Origin of the sequence: Sulfurimonas hongkongensis, from assembly GCF_000445475.1 — a bacterium.
Lineage (GTDB): Bacteria > Campylobacterota > Campylobacteria > Campylobacterales > Sulfurimonadaceae > Sulfurimonas > Sulfurimonas hongkongensis.
This window is the reverse complement of record NZ_AUPZ01000004.1, coordinates 140,734-158,208: the sequence shown is the minus strand read 5'-3', so window position 1 is coordinate 158,208 and position 17,475 is coordinate 140,734. Positions and strand designations below refer to the sequence as shown.

General features: G+C 34.9%; 14 protein-coding genes and 1 other RNA gene. 12 read left to right on the top strand and 3 right to left on the bottom strand.

The window, feature by feature from the left end; translation table 11 throughout:
• The first annotated feature begins 8 nt into the window (after positions 1-8).
• From M947_RS15575 to M947_RS15570, 3 genes are all read left to right on the top strand, one after another.
• Entirely contained in the window at positions 9-980 is a 972-nt protein-coding gene (locus M947_RS15575; RefSeq protein ID WP_021286988.1) for a substrate-binding domain-containing protein, read from the top strand.
• A 121-nt stretch (positions 981-1,101) separates the two neighbouring features.
• Positions 1,102-1,479, top strand: a transfer-messenger RNA (tmRNA) gene (gene ssrA / locus M947_RS23340).
• Positions 1,480-1,621: 142 nt separating this feature from the next.
• Positions 1,622-2,149, top strand: a complete 528-nt coding sequence (locus M947_RS15570) for a tetratricopeptide repeat protein (protein ID WP_021286987.1) — start codon at positions 1,622-1,624, stop codon at positions 2,147-2,149.
• 95 nt (positions 2,150-2,244) lie between these two features.
• Here the strand turns inward: M947_RS15570 and M947_RS15565 are convergent, their stop codons facing one another.
• Entirely contained in the window at positions 2,245-2,904 is a 660-nt protein-coding gene (locus tag M947_RS15565; RefSeq protein WP_021286986.1) for a ferritin family protein, read from the bottom strand.
• A gap of 116 nt (positions 2,905-3,020) precedes the next feature.
• On the opposite strand from M947_RS15565, the gene M947_RS15560 reads away from it, so the two are divergent.
• The 7 genes from M947_RS15560 to M947_RS15530 all read left to right on the top strand — a co-directional run bounded on the left by M947_RS15560 (position 3,021) and on the right by M947_RS15530 (position 11,126).
• On the top strand, positions 3,021-3,422 hold the full coding sequence (locus tag M947_RS15560; RefSeq protein ID WP_031347870.1) for a Fur family transcriptional regulator: 402 nt from the start codon (positions 3,021-3,023) through the stop codon (positions 3,420-3,422).
• Positions 3,423-3,510: 88 nt separating this feature from the next.
• Entirely contained in the window at positions 3,511-4,437 is a 927-nt protein-coding gene (locus tag M947_RS15555; protein ID WP_021286984.1) for a ribose-phosphate pyrophosphokinase, read from the top strand.
• 30 nt (positions 4,438-4,467) lie between these two features.
• Positions 4,468-6,258 (top strand): translation elongation factor 4, encoded by a 1,791-nt coding sequence (gene lepA / locus M947_RS15550; RefSeq protein WP_021286983.1) that lies wholly within the window; start codon positions 4,468-4,470, stop codon positions 6,256-6,258.
• A 41-nt stretch (positions 6,259-6,299) separates the two neighbouring features.
• Entirely contained in the window at positions 6,300-6,875 is a 576-nt protein-coding gene (locus M947_RS15545; RefSeq protein ID WP_021286982.1) for a ComF family protein, read from the top strand.
• A 59-nt stretch (positions 6,876-6,934) separates the two neighbouring features.
• Entirely contained in the window at positions 6,935-8,791 is a 1,857-nt protein-coding gene (locus M947_RS15540; protein ID WP_021286981.1) for a TonB-dependent receptor plug domain-containing protein, read from the top strand.
• Complete coding sequence (locus tag M947_RS15535; protein WP_021286980.1) at positions 8,791-9,222, top strand: hypothetical protein; 432 nt, start codon at positions 8,791-8,793, stop codon at positions 9,220-9,222. Before M947_RS15540 ends, M947_RS15535 begins: the two co-directional genes overlap by 1 nt.
• Positions 9,216-11,126, top strand: a complete 1,911-nt coding sequence (locus M947_RS15530) for a bifunctional diguanylate cyclase/phosphodiesterase (RefSeq protein WP_021286979.1) — start codon at positions 9,216-9,218, stop codon at positions 11,124-11,126. The genes M947_RS15535 and M947_RS15530 overlap by 7 nt, the downstream gene beginning before the upstream one ends.
• A gap of 7 nt (positions 11,127-11,133) precedes the next feature.
• On the opposite strand, the gene M947_RS15525 is transcribed toward M947_RS15530, so the two are convergent.
• Positions 11,134-13,182 carry a hypothetical protein gene (locus M947_RS15525; protein WP_021286978.1) on the bottom strand — a complete coding sequence of 683 codons (2,049 nt, stop codon included), beginning with the start codon at positions 13,180-13,182 and terminating at the stop codon, positions 11,134-11,136.
• Between the two features lie 191 nt (positions 13,183-13,373).
• On the opposite strand from M947_RS15525, the gene grpE reads away from it, so the two are divergent.
• Positions 13,374-13,931, top strand: coding sequence for a nucleotide exchange factor GrpE (gene grpE / locus M947_RS15520; RefSeq protein WP_021286977.1), 558 nt, complete (start codon positions 13,374-13,376; stop codon positions 13,929-13,931).
• 273 nt (positions 13,932-14,204) lie between these two features.
• Positions 14,205-16,100 carry a molecular chaperone DnaK gene (dnaK, locus tag M947_RS15515; protein WP_021286976.1) on the top strand — a complete coding sequence of 632 codons (1,896 nt, stop codon included), beginning with the start codon at positions 14,205-14,207 and terminating at the stop codon, positions 16,098-16,100.
• 30 nt (positions 16,101-16,130) lie between these two features.
• On the opposite strand, the gene M947_RS15510 is transcribed toward dnaK, so the two are convergent.
• Positions 16,131-17,465: a diguanylate cyclase gene (locus tag M947_RS15510; RefSeq protein ID WP_021286975.1), complete on the bottom strand. Its 1,335-nt coding sequence runs from the start codon at positions 17,463-17,465 to the stop codon at positions 16,131-16,133.
• Positions 17,466-17,475 lie beyond the last annotated feature (10 nt).

Genomic DNA, 17,475 nt, shown 5'->3' with positions numbered 1-17,475 from the left:
AGGATGGCATGAATCTTATAAAAACAACTCTATTAGTAACTTTTTTTGTTACTTTTTTAGGTGCAGTTGAAGTCAACTCTAGTGTTTCTAAAAAAAAGATAGCTTACATTGTCTCAGATATAAGGATACCTTTTTGGGAAATAATGAGTCGTGGTATAAAAAATAGTGCTGCTAAATTAGGCTATAAAGTAAGCATCTATAGTTCTAATAATATTAAAAAGTTTGAGATACAAAACACTATAAAAGCAATAAAAAACAGAGTAGATGCGATAGTTCTCTCACCTATAAACTCTTCATCTGCTGTTACTATTTTAAAGTTTGCTAAATCTGCAAATATTCCAGTCGTCATATGTGATATAGGGGCTGATGAAGGAGACTACGTCTCGTTTATCTCTTCGGACAATCAAGATGGAGCATATAAGATAGGTCAAGTTTTAACTAAAAAAATGAGAGAGCTTGGATGGGATAAGAATGGCTCTGTTGGTATAATTTCCATCCCTCAAAAAAGAGCAAATGGCAAAGCTAGAACAGCTGGCTTTATGAGGGCTATGAGCCAGTCAGGCATCAAGGTTGACGGTTTAAAACAGCAAGTAGACTTCTCATATAAAGAGACATATGATTTTTCAAAAGAGCTGATTGAAAAAAATGAAAATCTACGAGCTATTTGGCTTCAAGGGTCAGATAGATACAAAGCTGCGCTAGATGCTATAAAAGATGCAGGCAAGGAGAATAAGGTTTTGTTAATAGTCTTTGATGCGGAACCAGAATTTTTAGAGTTGATTCCTAAAGGCATTATCATTGGAGCTGCGATGCAACAACCATATGTCTTTGGAGAAAATGCAGTTTTAGTTTTAGACAACTTTTTTAACAAAAAAAATGTTAAAAAACATATCCAACTCTCAATACTTCCAATCTCTACAGATAACATAGAAAAAAATACCCCACTTATAAAAAGAAATGTTTTGGGGATTTTGGAGTGAGTTCACAATCATAATATGCGAAGCTAAAGCATCGCTTCCTTATCTATGGTGAAGTCTCCCAGACATATCTTTTAAAAAAGCAACACTTTAAAAACAGAATTTTAGATATAATGTTACTCATGGGGCTGACCTGGTTTCGACGGGATCAAGTGGCTTTTAACTGCATGTCGGACTGAGCACCTCCGCTATACGGCTCAAACTTGCTTAAACGCAAACAATACAAATTATCGCCCAGCTTTAGCAGTAGCTTAAGTTTTACCCCCTCGCAAGAGGACGGGCTGCTTCACCTATGGACTCTAGATAAATAGGACTCGAAGTATAACCCTTATGTAGATATATTTTGCGTCTGCCTCGTGCGCAAAATGAACCCCAGAGGATCGTCTTGTGTAGCTTTGCAAGCTGTGCGAAGCAAGATTAAACTTAAACAACTTTACTAAACATGTAGACGTTAGGAGTAGCGTGGTTTCGGACTGGAGTTCGATTCTCCACAGCTCCACCAATTAACAATTCAAATCTTCTTTAAAACATCTAAACTATTAGTCTTTCAACTCCAATTTTAATATCGAACTTGTCTTAACTAGACCTCAAAATATAATAGCTTCTGGTACAATACACAACAAAAAAATAACCGAGGATAAATAATGATTAAAATTTTTATGAGTATTAGCTTAATCTTTAGCATAAACTTACTTGCTAATGAAGACCATGCCCACCATGACCACTCTCATCATGGGCATTCCCATCAAGGCACAGCAGAAGATACACAAAAAAAGATACAAGCTTACATTGAAGCGTGCGATGAGGGGGACATAAAGAGTTGTAACAATCTGGCAATTTTATATGATCTTGGTGAAGTTGTAGCACAAGATAAAAACAAAGCACTCAAGCTTTATACTAAGGCTTGTAATGGTGGAAATAAGTATAGTTGTAGTACTTTAGGAGAACTATATTTTAACGGTGATGGAGTAAAACAAGACAAAACTAAAGGGATTGAATTTTATACTAAAGCCTGTAACAGTGAACATTACAGCAGCTGCAATACTCTAGCAATTATATATATAAAAGGTGATGGAGTAAAACAAGATATAAACAAGGCAAAAAGCCTATTTTCTAAAGCTTGTGATGGTGGAAATGAGAGCGCTTGTAAAAACTATGAAAGAGTAAAGTAGTAACTACTTAACACTACATCCGATAAAGAGTTATTTTAGTGCCACAAGTGCGACACTAAAATTTCAAACGCTCTCCTTAAAAAAGTTAGAAAATTTTACTTTTTTGAGTTTAGTCTTGAAAAATACTCTTGCGGATATTTACAAACAGGGCAAGCTTTTGGAGCTTTTTTTCCATAGTGAACATGTCCACAAACTTCACATATCCAAGCTTCTTCTGCATCTTCGCTCACAAACTCTGCACCACTCTCAAGTCTCTCTAAGAGCATCTTATACATATTTTCATGTTCAACTTCTACTTGACCTATATTGTTAAATAGTGTTGTAGCTTCTCTATGACCTTCTTCTTTTGCGATAGCTGCAAAATCAGGATACATTGTTGTGTTTTCATAGTTTTCACCATCTATTGCACATTGAAGATTTACTTTTGTATCGCCAAAGTCATTTTTACTATCACTTACCATTCTATTATGAAGTGCTAGCTCCATTTTTGCGTGGTGCTTTTCATTGTTTGCAGCTCTTTGAAAGTGTTCAGCTATATCTCTAAACCCCTCTTTTTGAGCAACTTCCGCAAAATATTCATACTTGTTTCTTGCTTGTGATTCGCCTGCAAATGCTTTTAGTAAGTTTACTAGAGTTAAGTCTTTAGTTATCATCTCCATAGCCTCTCCACAGCAGTGAAGCTCTCCACCGCCAACACTTTGAACTTCTACTACATTACCACATTTGTTACACTTATATGTCTCATACTGTCTCATCATACTCTCCAAAAAATTAGTAAAAAGATAATTTTATCTCTTAGCAAAGATTATACGATTATTAAACTTAAATTATAATCTTTATCCTTTAAACAACTTTAGTGTATAATATTGTTATGAATAATTTTACAGATGAACTAAGAAGGCACAACTTAAAAGCAACTCCTCAAAGATTGGCTATAAGTAGCGCACTTCACAATTATGGGCATGTTAATATAGACAACCTCTATGAAATGATGCTGAGTAAATTTGCATCAATCTCTTTGGCTACTATATATAAAAATATCAACATAATGCTTGATAACTCCTACATACAAGAGATTAAAATACCTCAAAACAAAACAGTCTATGAACTAACTAAAAGCTCTCACTCGCATCTAGTTTGTACAGAGTGTAAAATGGTAGAGGATATAGAATTAGATATTGATTCTATTGTCAGTAAACTAAACTTGGATGGCAGATTTCAGATATCAAAAACAGATTTGGTCGTCTCTGGTGTTTGCAAAAGTTGTAGTTAGAAATTTTTTAATTTTTTATATATTTTAACAACTCCTCAGAACTCTTACTATATAATCGCGTTAATCAATTTTTCCAAGAAGGAATCGTATGCGCGGTTATAAAATTTTTGCTGGTTCTGCAAGTATAGAATTTGCAAAAGAGATTTGTCAAACTTTAAATGTCCCACTAGCAAAAGCTGAAACAAAAAGATTTAGTGATGGTGAAATATCAGTTCAAATAGCTGAGAGTGTTCGTGGTCGTGATGTGTTTATTGTACAAAGTACAGGTGCACCATCAAATGATAACCTTATGGAACTACTTATCATGATAGATGCTCTTCGTCGCTCATCAGCTTCAAGCATCACAGCAGTAGTTCCTTACTATGGTTATGCAAGACAAGATAGAAAAGCTGCACCTCGTGTACCCATCACTGCAAGACTTGTTGCAGACTTGTACGAAAATGTTGGAATAGATAGAGTTGTTACTATAGACCTCCACGCTGGTCAGATACAAGGTTTTTTTAGTATCCCAGTTGACAACCTTTATGGCTCTATCACATTTGAGACCTACATCAAAAGTAAAAATCTCAAAAACCCAATCATAGCGTCTCCAGATATCGGTGGCGTTGCTCGCGCTAGATACTTTGCAAAAAGAATGGATCTTGAGATGGTCATAGTAGATAAGCGTAGAGAAGCTGCGAATGAGAGTGAAGTTATGAACATCATAGGTAATGTTGAAGGTCATGATGTTATCATGATTGATGATATGGTTGACACTGCTGGAACTATGGTAAAAGCTGCAACTGCACTTAAAAACAAAGGTGCAACCTCTGTTATGGCTTGTGCCACTCATGCAGTTTTAAGCGGTAAAGCTTATGAAAACTTAAACCATGGCGAACTCGATGAGCTAATAGTTACAAACACTTTAGTCTCACAGCCTCATAAAAAGATAAAAGTGCTAACAGTAGCACCTCTTTTTGCTGAAGTGATTCGCCGTGTTTATCATAATGAGAGCGTAAACTCACTATTTGCATAAAAGCAAAAATTTTTACTAGGAACGATTACATTGAAAAACATTAGAAACTTCTCTATTATCGCTCATATAGACCACGGTAAAAGTACCTTGGCAGATCGCATCATTCAAGAGTGTGGAAGTGTTAGCCAAAGAGAGCTAAAGACACAGATGATGGACACAATGGATATAGAACAAGAGCGTGGTATCACCATCAAGGCTCAAAGCGTTAGACTTGACTATGTAAAAGATGGCGAGCACTATATCTTAAACCTTATCGACACTCCGGGTCATGTTGATTTTTCATATGAAGTTAGCAAATCTTTAGCATCTAGTGATGGTGCCCTGCTTATTGTAGATGCTTCACAAGGTGTTGAGGCTCAAACTATTGCAAATGTTTACTTAGCACTTGAGAGCAATCTTGAGCTTATTCCAGTTATAAACAAGATAGACCTCCCAGCAGCTGACCCCATTAAAGTAGCAGAAGAAATAGAGACAAGTATAGGTATAGATGCAACGGATGCTTGTTTAGTCTCAGCTAAGAGTGGGGTTGGGATTCGTGAACTCATAGATGCTATTGTTGACCGTATCCCATCGCCAACGGGAGATCCGAGTGCTGCCACAAAAGCCATTATTTACGACTCTTGGTTTGACCAATATTTAGGTGCTTTAGCACTTGTTCGTGTCTTTGATGGAGAGATTAAAAAGGGTCAAGTTATAAAACTTATGAGTAATGGCGAGGAGCATCAAGTCCTTGACTTAATGTATCCACATCCGCTAAAAAAAGCAAAAACATTAGCTATAAAGAGTGGAGAGATTGGTATCGTTGTTCTTGGACTAAAAGAAGTTAGCGTTGTCAATGTTGGAGACACTATAACTGATGCTAAAAGCCCTGCTAGCGAGCCTGTTGGAACTTATGAGCCAGCAAAACCGTTTGTCTTTGCCGGACTTTACCCTATAGAGACAGATAAGTTTGAAGATTTGCGAGATGCCCTACAAAAACTAAAACTAAATGATAGCTCACTCTCCTATGAGTCTGAGACTTCTATAGCTTTAGGCTTTGGTTTTCGTGTTGGTTTTTTGGGAATGCTTCACATGGAAGTTGTAAAAGAGCGACTTGAGCGTGAGTTTGACTTAGACCTCATTGCAACTGCTCCATCAGTTATCTACCATGTTTACCTAAATAGTGGAGACTTAGTAGAGGTGCAAAACCCATCAGAACTTCCAGAGCTAAACCATATAGACCGCATAGAAGAGCCTTATGTAAAAGCCACAGTTATCACACCTAGTGAGTATCTTGGAAATATCATGACTCTTCTTATTTCAAAAAGAGGTATACAAGAGAAGATGACCTATCTAAATGAAGATAGAGTTATGCTTGAGTACTCACTTCCTATGAATGAGATAGTAGTGGACTTTTATGACAAGCTAAAGTCCATCTCTAAAGGTTATGCTTCCTTTGACTATGAACCTACTGAGTTTAAAGAGGGTGATCTTGTAAAACTAGATGTAAAAGTAGCTGGCGAAGTTGTAGATGCACTTAGTATCATAGTACCTCGCACTTCTGCTCTTTCTCGTGGAAGAGTACTTGTTAAAAACATGAAAGAGCTTATCCCTCGCCAACTCTTTGAAGTTGCAGTTCAAGCCTCTCTTGGCAATCAAGTCATAGCAAGAGAGACTGTTAAGTCCATGGGTAAGAATGTTACCGCTAAGTGTTATGGTGGAGATATTACTAGAAAAAGAAAGCTTATAGAAAAACAAAAAGCTGGTAAAAAAAGAATGAAGTCCATAGGAAAAGTACAACTTCCACAAGAAGCATTTATGTCAGTTTTAAAGATGGACTAAAGTTGGCACTCCATAGAGTGCCAGAGATTTTGGAGTAGGATTTGAAGTGTTTACTTTGTGAGAGCATATCTTTTTCACACATCTGCGACTCTTGCCAAAAAACTTTTTTAACTCCAAGTATCTACAAACGAAAAATCCTTAACAACATTGAAGTTATCTCTTTTTACAAATACAGAGATATCAAAAACCTTCTTCACACAAAACACACAGATCTCGGTTACTATATATACTCCATCATGGCAAAAAACTCTTTTAGAGAGTTTGCGTCTTCATTTGAGTGGCAAGAAAAAATAAGCGCCATTCCTATAGATGACAAAAATAGCAGTGGTTACTCTCACACAGCCATACTAAGCAGGCAACTTAACTCAAAAATCATCTTAGCAGAGTTCGCAAAATTAAGAGCAAAAAATGACATCTCTTACTCAGGAAAAAATAAAGAGTTTAGGATGATGAATCCAAGAGATTTTATCTTTAGTCCAACTAAGAACAAAGAGATCATACTCGTTGATGACATCATTACAACTGGTTCTACTCTATCTCAAGCCATCACAACAATAAATAGGCATAACCACACTCCTCTTTTTTGCTTAACTCTCGCAGATGCAAGTGTTAAGTAGCTCAGCACAATATAAAGACTTTTGAGCTAAACTTTAGCAAAATAACATGAGGGTAACAGATGAGACTACTGCTTTTAGTATCTTTTATATCTACCTTTCTTTTTGCAAAAGAGGTGCTACTAGATGATCTGCTGAGCGAATATGAAAAATCACAATCACTCTATCATCAAACAAAACAAGAGAGTGCTGGAAACCTCATACTTTTTTCTCGTTCAGACCTAGATAGGATGCAAGCTTATACTCTAAATGATGTCTTAAAAACTATAAGAATGTTTAACCTAGAAGCTACAAGAACAGGAATGACAAATCTCTCTAAAAGCGGGAGTGATCAAACTGCTTTTAACTCTGTAAAACTCTTTATAAATTCACATGAGTTAAACTCTGCTACTCTAGGCGATGCTCTAACTCAGTATGGGAAGATGAGTCTCTACTTTATAGACCACATTGAGGTTTATCAGATGGGTAACTCTGTTGTTTTTGGAAATGAACCCGGAAGTATGGTTATAAAACTATACACAAAAGAACCATCTCGTGAAAATGCCACTTCACTACAAACTTCTATAGATACAAGAGGCAGTCTAACTCTGCGAGCCATCGATGCAAGAGAGTTTGATGAGTACTCATATTTAGCCAATTTTGATGTTAGCAAAAATAACTACAAAACTTATGATGCACATGGATATAATTTATCACGCGATGGGCAAAGAGGTCAAGTCTATGCAAAGTTTTCAAAAAAAGAGAGTTTTGATATAGAGTTTGGAGCAACAAAAGAGAAGTATGATTCTTTTTCTGGTTTAGGTAATGCTCCTCTTGATGGACATACTGATGCTACAAATGTTTATCTTCAAGCTACCAAGCATTTTGATAAAAATCTAAACTTTATACTTAGTCTCTCACATGAAAGACTAGAAGTCTTAAACAAAGATGCTGTAGCTATTTTAACAGCAGACACTCCACAACCAAAACAAGTTGATGTAGATATAGGAAGTCATATTATAAATGCTATTTTAGAAAAAAGATTTGTTCGTAGAAACAATGACTTATTTGTTTGTGCTCAAATAAAACACCAAAAATTTGACATAAATGAGTATAAAAGAGATGGTGCTAGTGTGAGTAAAAACTGGGGACCAACAAAGAGAAATATTTTTATGGCTTATGCAGAAAACCTATACAACATAAATGAAGATAATCTTATAACAATTAGTGCAAAACTTGATAGATACGAAAATGTAGATACCACGTCATCAACTGAGCATATACTTAGACTAGGATATGTCGCCCTTTTTGATGATAGCTGGACTCTCAAACTCTTTGCTATGAAGAGCTATGTGTATCCAACTTTTAGACAGACCACCTTTTCGCCATATTTCAATATTAATCCAGATTTAGAGAGTATCAACAACAGAATTTACTCAGCTGAGCTTACCTATAAAACTAAAAAAAATATTGTAACTATGAGTGCAGGAGAGGCTCAAGCAAAAAATATGATAGTCTTTAATCCTTTTCTTAAAAAATATGTTAACAAGGATAAAACTGCGACTTTTCAAAGAGCATATGTACGTTTTACACATAACTTTGATATCAATAACAAAATAACTCTAGAGTATTTTAAAATTTTTCAAAAAAAATATGTTAGCTCTGATCAAGGCGCTCTAGTGCAGCTTTTTAACAAAATAGGCAAGTTTGATATATATAATGAACTGGTATATAGATCAGATTATGAGTCTGCATTTGGCGAAAAAATGGCAGCTGGCTATAACTATACTCTAGGCGTAACTTATACACTAAACAAAAAATTAGACTTAAAACTAAAGGGAGAAAATCTACTAAATAAGGCTCACGAAGTACGTATAAACGGAGTTGACGTTCCTGCTATGGAGAGACGAGGATTACTAACTATGGAGTACACTTTTTAATGAGAAGCTTGATCTTAGCACTTCTTTTAACACTATCCTCATTTGCAGCTGACTCTCCTCTTGACTTAGAAGTTAAAATCTTAGAAAAAATCATAAGTGAAATCTCCATAAACAAAGAAAAGATTATCTGGAGTGATAACAAAAAACTCTACATTACCATGGAAAAAAAAGGGCGTATTCACACTACGTTAGAGTGCAAAAAAGCAACAATAGTGATACTTCAAGATATAAAAAATCTTCCTAAACAGTGCTCTAATATTATCATTTTTGTTTTAGATTATGAGCTTTTATCCCAAGTACCAAAGAGCTTTGGTGCGTTTTTTTGGAAAAAGGGAAGACCAAACATAGTTATCCTAAAATCAAGACTAAAGGCTTTATCCATACAAGCTTCAAGTAATTTAGACCCTTATCTAGAAGAGAAAATATGGTAAAAGCAAAAGAAATTTTTCTGTTTTTAATGCTCTTTGTTCTAGGAGTCTTTTTTATCTACATATATCTATATATAAAAGAGACTCAAAAAGAGATATTTGCAAAGATGCAAAAAAGCAAAATAGAGAATGTATCTTATATCTTAAAAAATATAGAAGAGACGCTAATAACTAAGAATTCCATCACAAGCAAAGAGAGTCTTGTTTCTCATCTCTCAAACAAGGAAAATAGAGCTAAGTATGAAGAGATGATAGCTCTTTTTATCACACCTAGTATAAAATATATCTATCTGCTCTATAAAGACCCAGACGATAGATTTAGATTTTTATTAGATGCTTCAAAAGAGGATAAGGCAAACTTTTATCAAAAATTTGATGTTTTTAATAAAGAGTACGCACTTGTATATCAAAACTCAAAATCTCAAATCATACAACAACAAAAGGTGCAAAATCTATATCTAACTTATCTCTACCCAATAAAGAGTTCAAACGAGGTAATAGGTATTTTAAGCGTTGATATTACTGATAATATTCAGTCAGAAATTTTAGATCTACTTAGACCTTTAGAAACTTTTTTTGTAATCTTAATTATCTTTATATTTTTGTTACTACTCATGACCGTTATGCAAGTTTTTCACTACTTTATAACTAGGAAAAAAATCTTTACAGATCCTCTTACACAAATCTACAACCGTAACTATCTCCAGGAAATATCTCCTCGACTCAACCTAAACAACTACTCACTAGCTATGATAGATTTGGATCATTTTAAAGTTGTAAATGATGTTTATGGGCACAAGGCTGGAGATGAAGTACTCTCTAAATGTAGCTTAATCATAAAAAGTTCCATCAGAGATAACGACATATTCCTAAGATATGGCGGAGAGGAGTTTATGCTACTTCTTTACAACCGAGGCTCAAAAGACAACCTCAGTGAGATTTATGAGAGAATACGAAAAAATATAAGCTCTCATATCTTTACATATGAAAAAAACAAGATAGAGATGCAAGTCTCTATAGGAGTTCATGAGTATCCAGCTGCAGAAAAAGATCTAAATGAAGCCATAAAGGTAGCCGATAAAATGCTCTATATAGCAAAAAGAGAGGGGAGAAATAGAGTGATCTACCATAAAGACAACTCTAAAGAGACACAAGATTTAAGCTCAAAAGATATCTACTTTGTAAAACAAGCCATTGAGGAAGATAGAGTTTTATGCTACTATCAACCCATCTATGAGTGTAAAAGTGGTGAAATATTTAAGTATGAAGCACTTGTTAGAATCATAGATACTGATGGCAAAATCATCTCACCTGCACAATTTTTACCAGAGTTAAAACACACTAACATTCACTATAAACTTACTAAAAGAATCCTCTCTTTAGTCTTTGATAAATTTAAAAACTCTAGCCAAAGAGTTAGCATTAACATGAACTTTACAGACCTTATAAACAGAGATATTGAAGCTGTTCTTATAGAGACTTTTGCATCAAACCCATCTTTAGCGTCAAGAGTTACCATAGAGGTTTTAGAGAGTGATGAGATACAAAACACAGCTCTGTTTAAAGAGAAGGTAAAACTACTCCATAGCTACGGGGCATCTGTCTCTATTGATGATTTTGGAAGTGGTTACTCAAACTTTAAAAGCATTATAGATATAGAAGCCGATTTTTTAAAGATAGATGGTTCACTTGTAAAAAATATCGCAACAAATGAGAGAGACTTTAAGGTAGTAAAGAGCATCATAGCCTTTGCAAAAGAGTCAAATATGAAAGCTATAGCTGAGTTTGTCCACTCTAGCGAAGTTTATGATAAGTTATCTGAGCTTGGAGTTGAGTATATGCAAGGTTACTTTATAGCGAAACCTTGCGATAGACTACTAAAGAGCAGTGAGCTTTTTGAAAAATAAACTCTCTTTAGAAAAACCCTTTAAGTAGCTTCCCTACTTCTTTGTCTAAAGACTTTCCAACCTCTTTTTCTATAATCTTATTTACCTCTTTTTTGATGACTTTCTGGGCCTCTTTTTTTATCAACTCTTTAGCATCTACACTTACTTTTGGCGAAGAAATATTTCCCCATAAAGTCACTGATATAGGGTGTTTGTTTGCAACTATATCTATCTTAGAGTCTATACTATTTGCTTTTGTGTCTAACTTTGTATCTTTAGTTTTTATAGATGATGTATTTGATTTTAACTCTAGAGATGCTGTTATTTTATCAACATTGATATCAGCACTAACATCACCCTTAAATCTCTCAGCGTACATATCTATCCTAGCATACTGCTTTATAAGATCTAGCATCTCATTTTTTGTAAATTCTCCATCTTTTAACTGGCCTCTAAGCTTACCTTTTTTAAGAGCAAGATTATAGTCAAGCTTTGCATCTAGAGATGATTTAAACATCTCTGGATATATAAGCATATGAAGTGCATCTAGAGTTTGGATATTTTTTATGTCTGCTTTTAGGTCATCATTATGAAGTTTTGCCACAAGCTCTCCTCCTGCAACTTTTGAGTAAAGATTTAGAGTCATATCTTCACCTTGGGTAAAGTCTCCATTTGCACTCAAAGAGCCTCTTAAGTGTTGAGCAGTTGCAAAATATAGGCTATCAAGATTTGGTATATTAAGCTTATAGTCACTCTTAATTTTGCCACTTTTTATATTTACCACTGCATTTTTGATATTTAAGTTTGCCAAACTTGAATCTAAGTCAACTTTAGAAATTGCCCTATCTGCATCAAGTGAAGTTTTTGTATCTAGCTTAAATAAAGTTCTTGGCATCTTAGATTTAAACTCATATGTTTTAGTAATATAGTTTGAATCAAGAAGCCCATCACTTATGCTAGTAGTTATCTCCCCTTTTAACTTTGAAGCCCTTGCATTTGTTATATCTGCATCTAAAAAGAACTTTCCATCACTATAGTGCGGTTGCTTTAGCATAAAAAGAGCTTTTGCTATGTCTAGATGTTTTATCCTAGCTTTAACACTCTTTGTCTCAAAATCCTCTAGCGTGGCAAGAACAACTGTCTCAGAAGATGCAACATCACTAATGGCATCAACTATAAGTTTTTCTTTTACTCCTTTTGCAGTTCCATCTACTTTAAGTGAACCTCTAACATCTACACCGCTTAAAGGCTTTAAAAGCTCCAACTCTTTTATATCTAGCGCATACTTCACATTTAACTTCAAAGGGGTTGGAGTCAAAGAGCCTGATGACGTAACCTTAAAAAGATTTGAAGCTAACTCATAGCTATAAATAATATCAGCACCTTTTAGTTTTGCATTTAGTCCCATAGCAAAAGCAGTTTTTGGGGGTATACTTATGTTAAAATCATCTCTCATTACTTTTGTGTTTAAACTACCGTTTTTAGTTTTTAAAACTACATCTCCATCAAGGGCGTTTGGCACAATATTTTTAAAGTTTACATCAAGATTTATTTTAGCATCTGCATAGTTCTTTTGTGCTCCCATCTCTAAAAGCTCATCTAGCTTAGCTCCATTTATTTTAGCGATGATGGAAGTAGGATTTAGGTCTTTTAGCTCAATATGGTAAGTTGTAGTGCTAGAAGCCACATCACTTACTCCATCTATGTTCATAAAAGCCATATCTCCTTTTACTTTTCCGTTTGTAAAGAGTGAGTTGCGAAGTTCTACATTTGTTAGAGGTTTAAGAGATGCAAGGTTATTTAACTCCACTTTATAGTTAAGGTCAAAACTTTGTGAAAAGAGTGAGTAATTACCTTTTATTTTGATAATATTTTGCTCACTTATCTCCAAAATTACATCAATCTCACTCATACTTAGAGAAAATGTACTAAGCTTACTATCCATCTTCGTCTGCTCTTTTATTTTTAACTCTATTGTAGGTGCTATTATTGAGTTGCCAAAAGATGTAAATGCAATTATATAAGCTAAAAAAATTAAACTAAAAATTATTCCTAAAATCCATGCTATAATTTTCATATTATCCTCCAAAAGATAAATTTATTATTGTTATAATCATACTAGAAATAGCTTTAAAATAGTATTTCTAAGACTTGATACAATGAGACTCAAGTTCATTTATATAAAAAAACTAAACTAATACTTGACATTATTACACTCAATATGTATAATGATGCTATCTTTTTAAAAAAAGGAGTGATTTAACAACTATGCAAAACAAATCAGATGAAGAACTAGATACTGAGTCCACAGATGACAAAAGTACAGATACGCTAAATGATGAAGCTGAAGCAGAGGCTGAAGCTGTAGAAAATGAGTTTGACCTTCTTCAAGAAGAGTTGCTAGCTCTAAAAGATAAGTACGCAAGGGTTCACGCTGATTTTGATAACATTAAAAAAAGGCTTGAACGCGAAAAGTACACTGCACTAGACTATGCAAATGAGAAGTTTGCAAAAGATTTGATTCCAGTTATGGACTCACTTCAAGGTGCTATGAACTCTGCTAATGCTGATGCAAACAAAGCAGAACTTTTCGACAAACTAAAAGAGGGGATAGAGCTTACATATAAGCAACTTATAACTTCTTTAGAAAAACATGGTGTAACAATGGTGTCACACGATGAGCCATTCGATCCAAACATTCACAACGCTGTTCAAAGTGTAGAGAGTGAGAATGTAGAGAGCGGACAAATAGTCCAAACTTTTCAAACAGGTTATAGATATAAAGATAGACCACTGCGTGAAGCGATGGTTATAGTGGCGAGTTAATATTAGTACGATAATTGGAACAAGTCCCAATTATCTACGCTAGGCGCTTTGCCACTAAAGTACAAAAATGCTTACGGCATTTTTGTAAAGGTTAAAAGAGTATAAGAGCAACAAGGTTGCGAGGACTTCCCGCTGAGGGAAACTCAGCGCGCACGACGGAGTACCCTTGGGGTATTAGCGTAGCCAAAGGGACTTTGTTCCTTTGGCGTGACAAAATGAATAGGGAAAAGGTTCCCTTGAAATTTATGAAATAAATTATAAGGAAATAATATAATGAGTAAAGTAATAGGTATAGATTTAGGAACAACAAATTCATGTGTAGCAGTTTACGAGGGTGGCGAAGCAAAAATCATCCCAAATAAAGAGGGAAAAAACACAACTCCATCAATAGTTGCTTTTACAGATAAAGGCGAGGTTTTAGTAGGTGATCCTGCTAAACGTCAAGCTATCACAAACCCAGAGAAGACTATCTCTTCTATTAAGAGAATTATGGGTCTTATGATGAATGAAGAAAATGCTAAAGAGGCACACGATAAAGTAACATACAATATCGTTGATAAAGATGGCTCAGCATGCGTTGACGTAGCAGGTAAAATCTACACTCCTCAAGAGATTTCAGCTAAGATTTTAGCTAAACTAAAAGAAGATGCAGAGGCGTACATTGGATCTAGCGTAACTGACGCAGTTATTACAGTTCCAGCATACTTTAATGATGCTCAAAGAAAAGCAACAAAAGACGCTGGAACAATCGCTGGGCTAAATGTTCTTCGTATCATAAACGAGCCAACTGCATCTGCACTAGCTTATGGTCTTGAGAGTAAAGCAGAAGAGAATGTTTTAGTATATGACCTTGGTGGTGGAACATTTGACGTTACTGTTTTAGAGATTTCAGATGGTACTTTTGAGGTTCTCTCAACTGATGGTAATGCATTTTTAGGTGGAGATGACTTTGACAATAAGATCGTTGACTTTCTAAATAGTGAGTTTAAAAACTCTCATGGCATAGACCTTAAAAATGACAAAATGGCGTTGCAACGTCTAAAAGATGCTGCTGAGAATGCTAAAAAAGAGTTAAGTTCTTCAAGTGAAACTGAGATAAACCTGCCATTTATTACAATGACAGATGCAGGACCACAGCACTTAGTTATCAAACTAACTCGTGCTAAATTTGAGGGAATGATCTCAGAGCTTATTGAAGAAACGATAGAGCATATTAGAGTAGCTATGAAAGAAGCAGATTTAAGCAATGGAGACATTAAAGAGATTATCATGGTTGGTGGTTCTACTCGTGTTCCAGCAGCAGCAGAGGCAGTTAGCAAATACTTTGGCGGAAAAAAACTTAACAAAAGTGTTAATCCTGATGAAGTTGTAGCTGCGGGTGCTGCTATTCAAGGTGGAGTTTTAAGAGGAGATGTTAAAGACGTTCTTCTATTAGATGTTACTCCATTGAGCCTTGGTATCGAGACTTTAGGTGGAGTTGCTACTAAGATTATTGAAAAAGGTACAACTATACCTGTTAAAAAATCTCAAATATTCTCAACTGCTGAAGACAACCAGCCAGCAGTTAGTATCTCAGTTGTTCAAGGTGAGAGAGAGTTTGCAAAAGACAACAAGTCTTTAGGACTTTTTGAGTTAGGTGATATTCCAGCAGCACCACGTGGTGTACCTCAAATCGAAGTTACTTTTGATATAGATGCAAACGGAATATTAACAGTCTCTTCAACTGACAAAGGTACAGGAAAATCTCAATCTATTACGATTAGCGGAAGTTCAGGGTTAAGTGAAGAAGAGATTAACAAAATGGTTCAAGATGCAGAAGAGAACAAAGCAGCTGATAGCGAAAGAAAAGCTATGGTTGATTTGAGAAACCAAGCTGATGCACTAATCGCACAAACTGAGAAGTCTCTAACTGAGATGGGCGATAAGATAGAAGCTGATGAAAAAACAAAAATTGAAGCTGCTGTAGCAGATCTAAAAGAGACTCTAAAAAATGACTCTGCTACTAAAGATCAAATAGAAGAGAAAGTAAAAGCTCTTACAGAAGCTTCTCACAAAATGGCTGAGCAAATGTATAAACAAGAGCAAGGCGGCGAGCAAGCAGCAGATGCTGAAGCTCAAAAGAAAAAGAAAAAAGAAGATGACGACGTAATCGACGCTGAGATAGAGTAATCTATCTTAGTGTTTAAGAGCGTTTAGGTGTTAGATATCGCTCTGGTTTCTAACACAATCTCTTCCGTCCTTTTTTGCAAGATATAGAGCCTTATCGGCTCTGTTTATTGCGTCTTGCATCTCTTCTCCTTCTCTTACCTCGGAGACTCCAAAACTAGCTGTTATGCTTCCTACTTTATCAATCTTTATTTCTTTTATAGATTTTTGAAGCTTTTTTGCGATTAAAATTGCACCTTCTAAATCTGCTGTTGGAAGAAGCACAATAAACTCTTCGCCTCCCCATCTACAAACAATATCTACTTCTCTTAACATTTCAGTAAGCATCTTAGAGACCTCTATAAGAGCTTTGTCTCCGATGTTATGTCCATATATATCATTTACCTTTTTAAAGTGATCTATATCTAGGAGTATAACAGACATTTTGTTGTGTCTTTGAACCATAGATTCATATGAAGATAGATAGAGTTGAGTAAACTTATGTCGATTGTACAGACCTGTTAGCGCATCTGTAGATGCTAAGTTTTCATACTCTATATTTTTAGTTTGAAGCTTTTTATTTATCTCTCTTAACTCATCTTGATACTCTTTCATAAGTGAACTCCACTTTGAGTATGAAAGCGTTATAAGTTCTTTTTGCGAGATTATCCCAGAGAGATGTCCATCATCATCTACAACTATAACTCTCTTAAACTGTCTCTCTTTTAAAAAGCTAAGTGCTTCTCTGATGGAGAAGTTTTTGTTGATGGACTGAACTGGTGATGACATATGCTCTTTTATCTCAACATCTAAATCAATATCATTTTTAACAAGTCTCATAATATCTTTAGTTGTAAAGATGCCAATAGGTTTTAAATCTTCTACAACTACTACATTGTCATAAAGATTGCTAACCATATCTTCAAGCAAAGACATGATTTTAGCATCTTTATTAACCCACTTCATTCTTCTGCCAAGCTTTAAAAAGTCTTCAATACGATAATTATCCATCAGTGTATCAGGGTCAATATTTTCTGTTATATCAGTATGAGTTATAAGCCCATAAAGACTCATATCATTATTTACAACGCAGATATACTCTGTAGAGTTATTTAAGTAGTCTACTGCTTCTAAGATATTTTGGTCTTTTTTTATAGTTGGGACATTTACTAGCTGTATATCTTTAAGTGGTGTTTTTACATCGATATTATTCGTTTTAAGATTTAAGATATCTACTACTCCAACTACGAAATACCTATCTTTATCAACAACTATAATATTTCGATGTTCACCCTTTAACATCTTAGCCATAGCCTCTTCAAAAGTATGTTTTATGTCTATTGTTATAACTTCACGAGTTGCAATATCAGCGATATTTGGAAACTTCATATTGACCTTC

Excerpts from the sequence above, each read along its gene's own strand:
- M947_RS15575 (WP_021286988.1), top strand. The coding sequence starts at position 9 with ATGAATCTTATAAAAACAACTCTATTAGTAACTTTTTTTGTTACTTTT.
- M947_RS15570 (WP_021286987.1), top strand. The coding sequence starts at position 1,622 with ATGATTAAAATTTTTATGAGTATTAGCTTAATCTTTAGCATAAACTTA.
- M947_RS15565 (WP_021286986.1), bottom strand. The coding sequence starts at position 2,904 with ATGAGACAGTATGAGACATATAAGTGTAACAAATGTGGTAATGTAGTA.
- M947_RS15560 (WP_031347870.1), top strand. The coding sequence starts at position 3,021 with ATGAATAATTTTACAGATGAACTAAGAAGGCACAACTTAAAAGCAACT.
- M947_RS15555 (WP_021286984.1), top strand. The coding sequence starts at position 3,511 with ATGCGCGGTTATAAAATTTTTGCTGGTTCTGCAAGTATAGAATTTGCA.
- M947_RS15540 (WP_021286981.1), top strand. The coding sequence starts at position 6,935 with ATGAGACTACTGCTTTTAGTATCTTTTATATCTACCTTTCTTTTTGCA.
- M947_RS15535 (WP_021286980.1), top strand. The coding sequence starts at position 8,791 with ATGAGAAGCTTGATCTTAGCACTTCTTTTAACACTATCCTCATTTGCA.
- M947_RS15530 (WP_021286979.1), top strand. The coding sequence starts at position 9,216 with ATGGTAAAAGCAAAAGAAATTTTTCTGTTTTTAATGCTCTTTGTTCTA.
- M947_RS15525 (WP_021286978.1), bottom strand. The coding sequence starts at position 13,182 with ATGAAAATTATAGCATGGATTTTAGGAATAATTTTTAGTTTAATTTTT.
- grpE (WP_021286977.1), top strand. The coding sequence starts at position 13,374 with ATGCAAAACAAATCAGATGAAGAACTAGATACTGAGTCCACAGATGAC.
- dnaK (WP_021286976.1), top strand. The coding sequence starts at position 14,205 with ATGAGTAAAGTAATAGGTATAGATTTAGGAACAACAAATTCATGTGTA.
- M947_RS15510 (WP_021286975.1), bottom strand. The coding sequence starts at position 17,465 with ATGAAGTTTCCAAATATCGCTGATATTGCAACTCGTGAAGTTATAACA.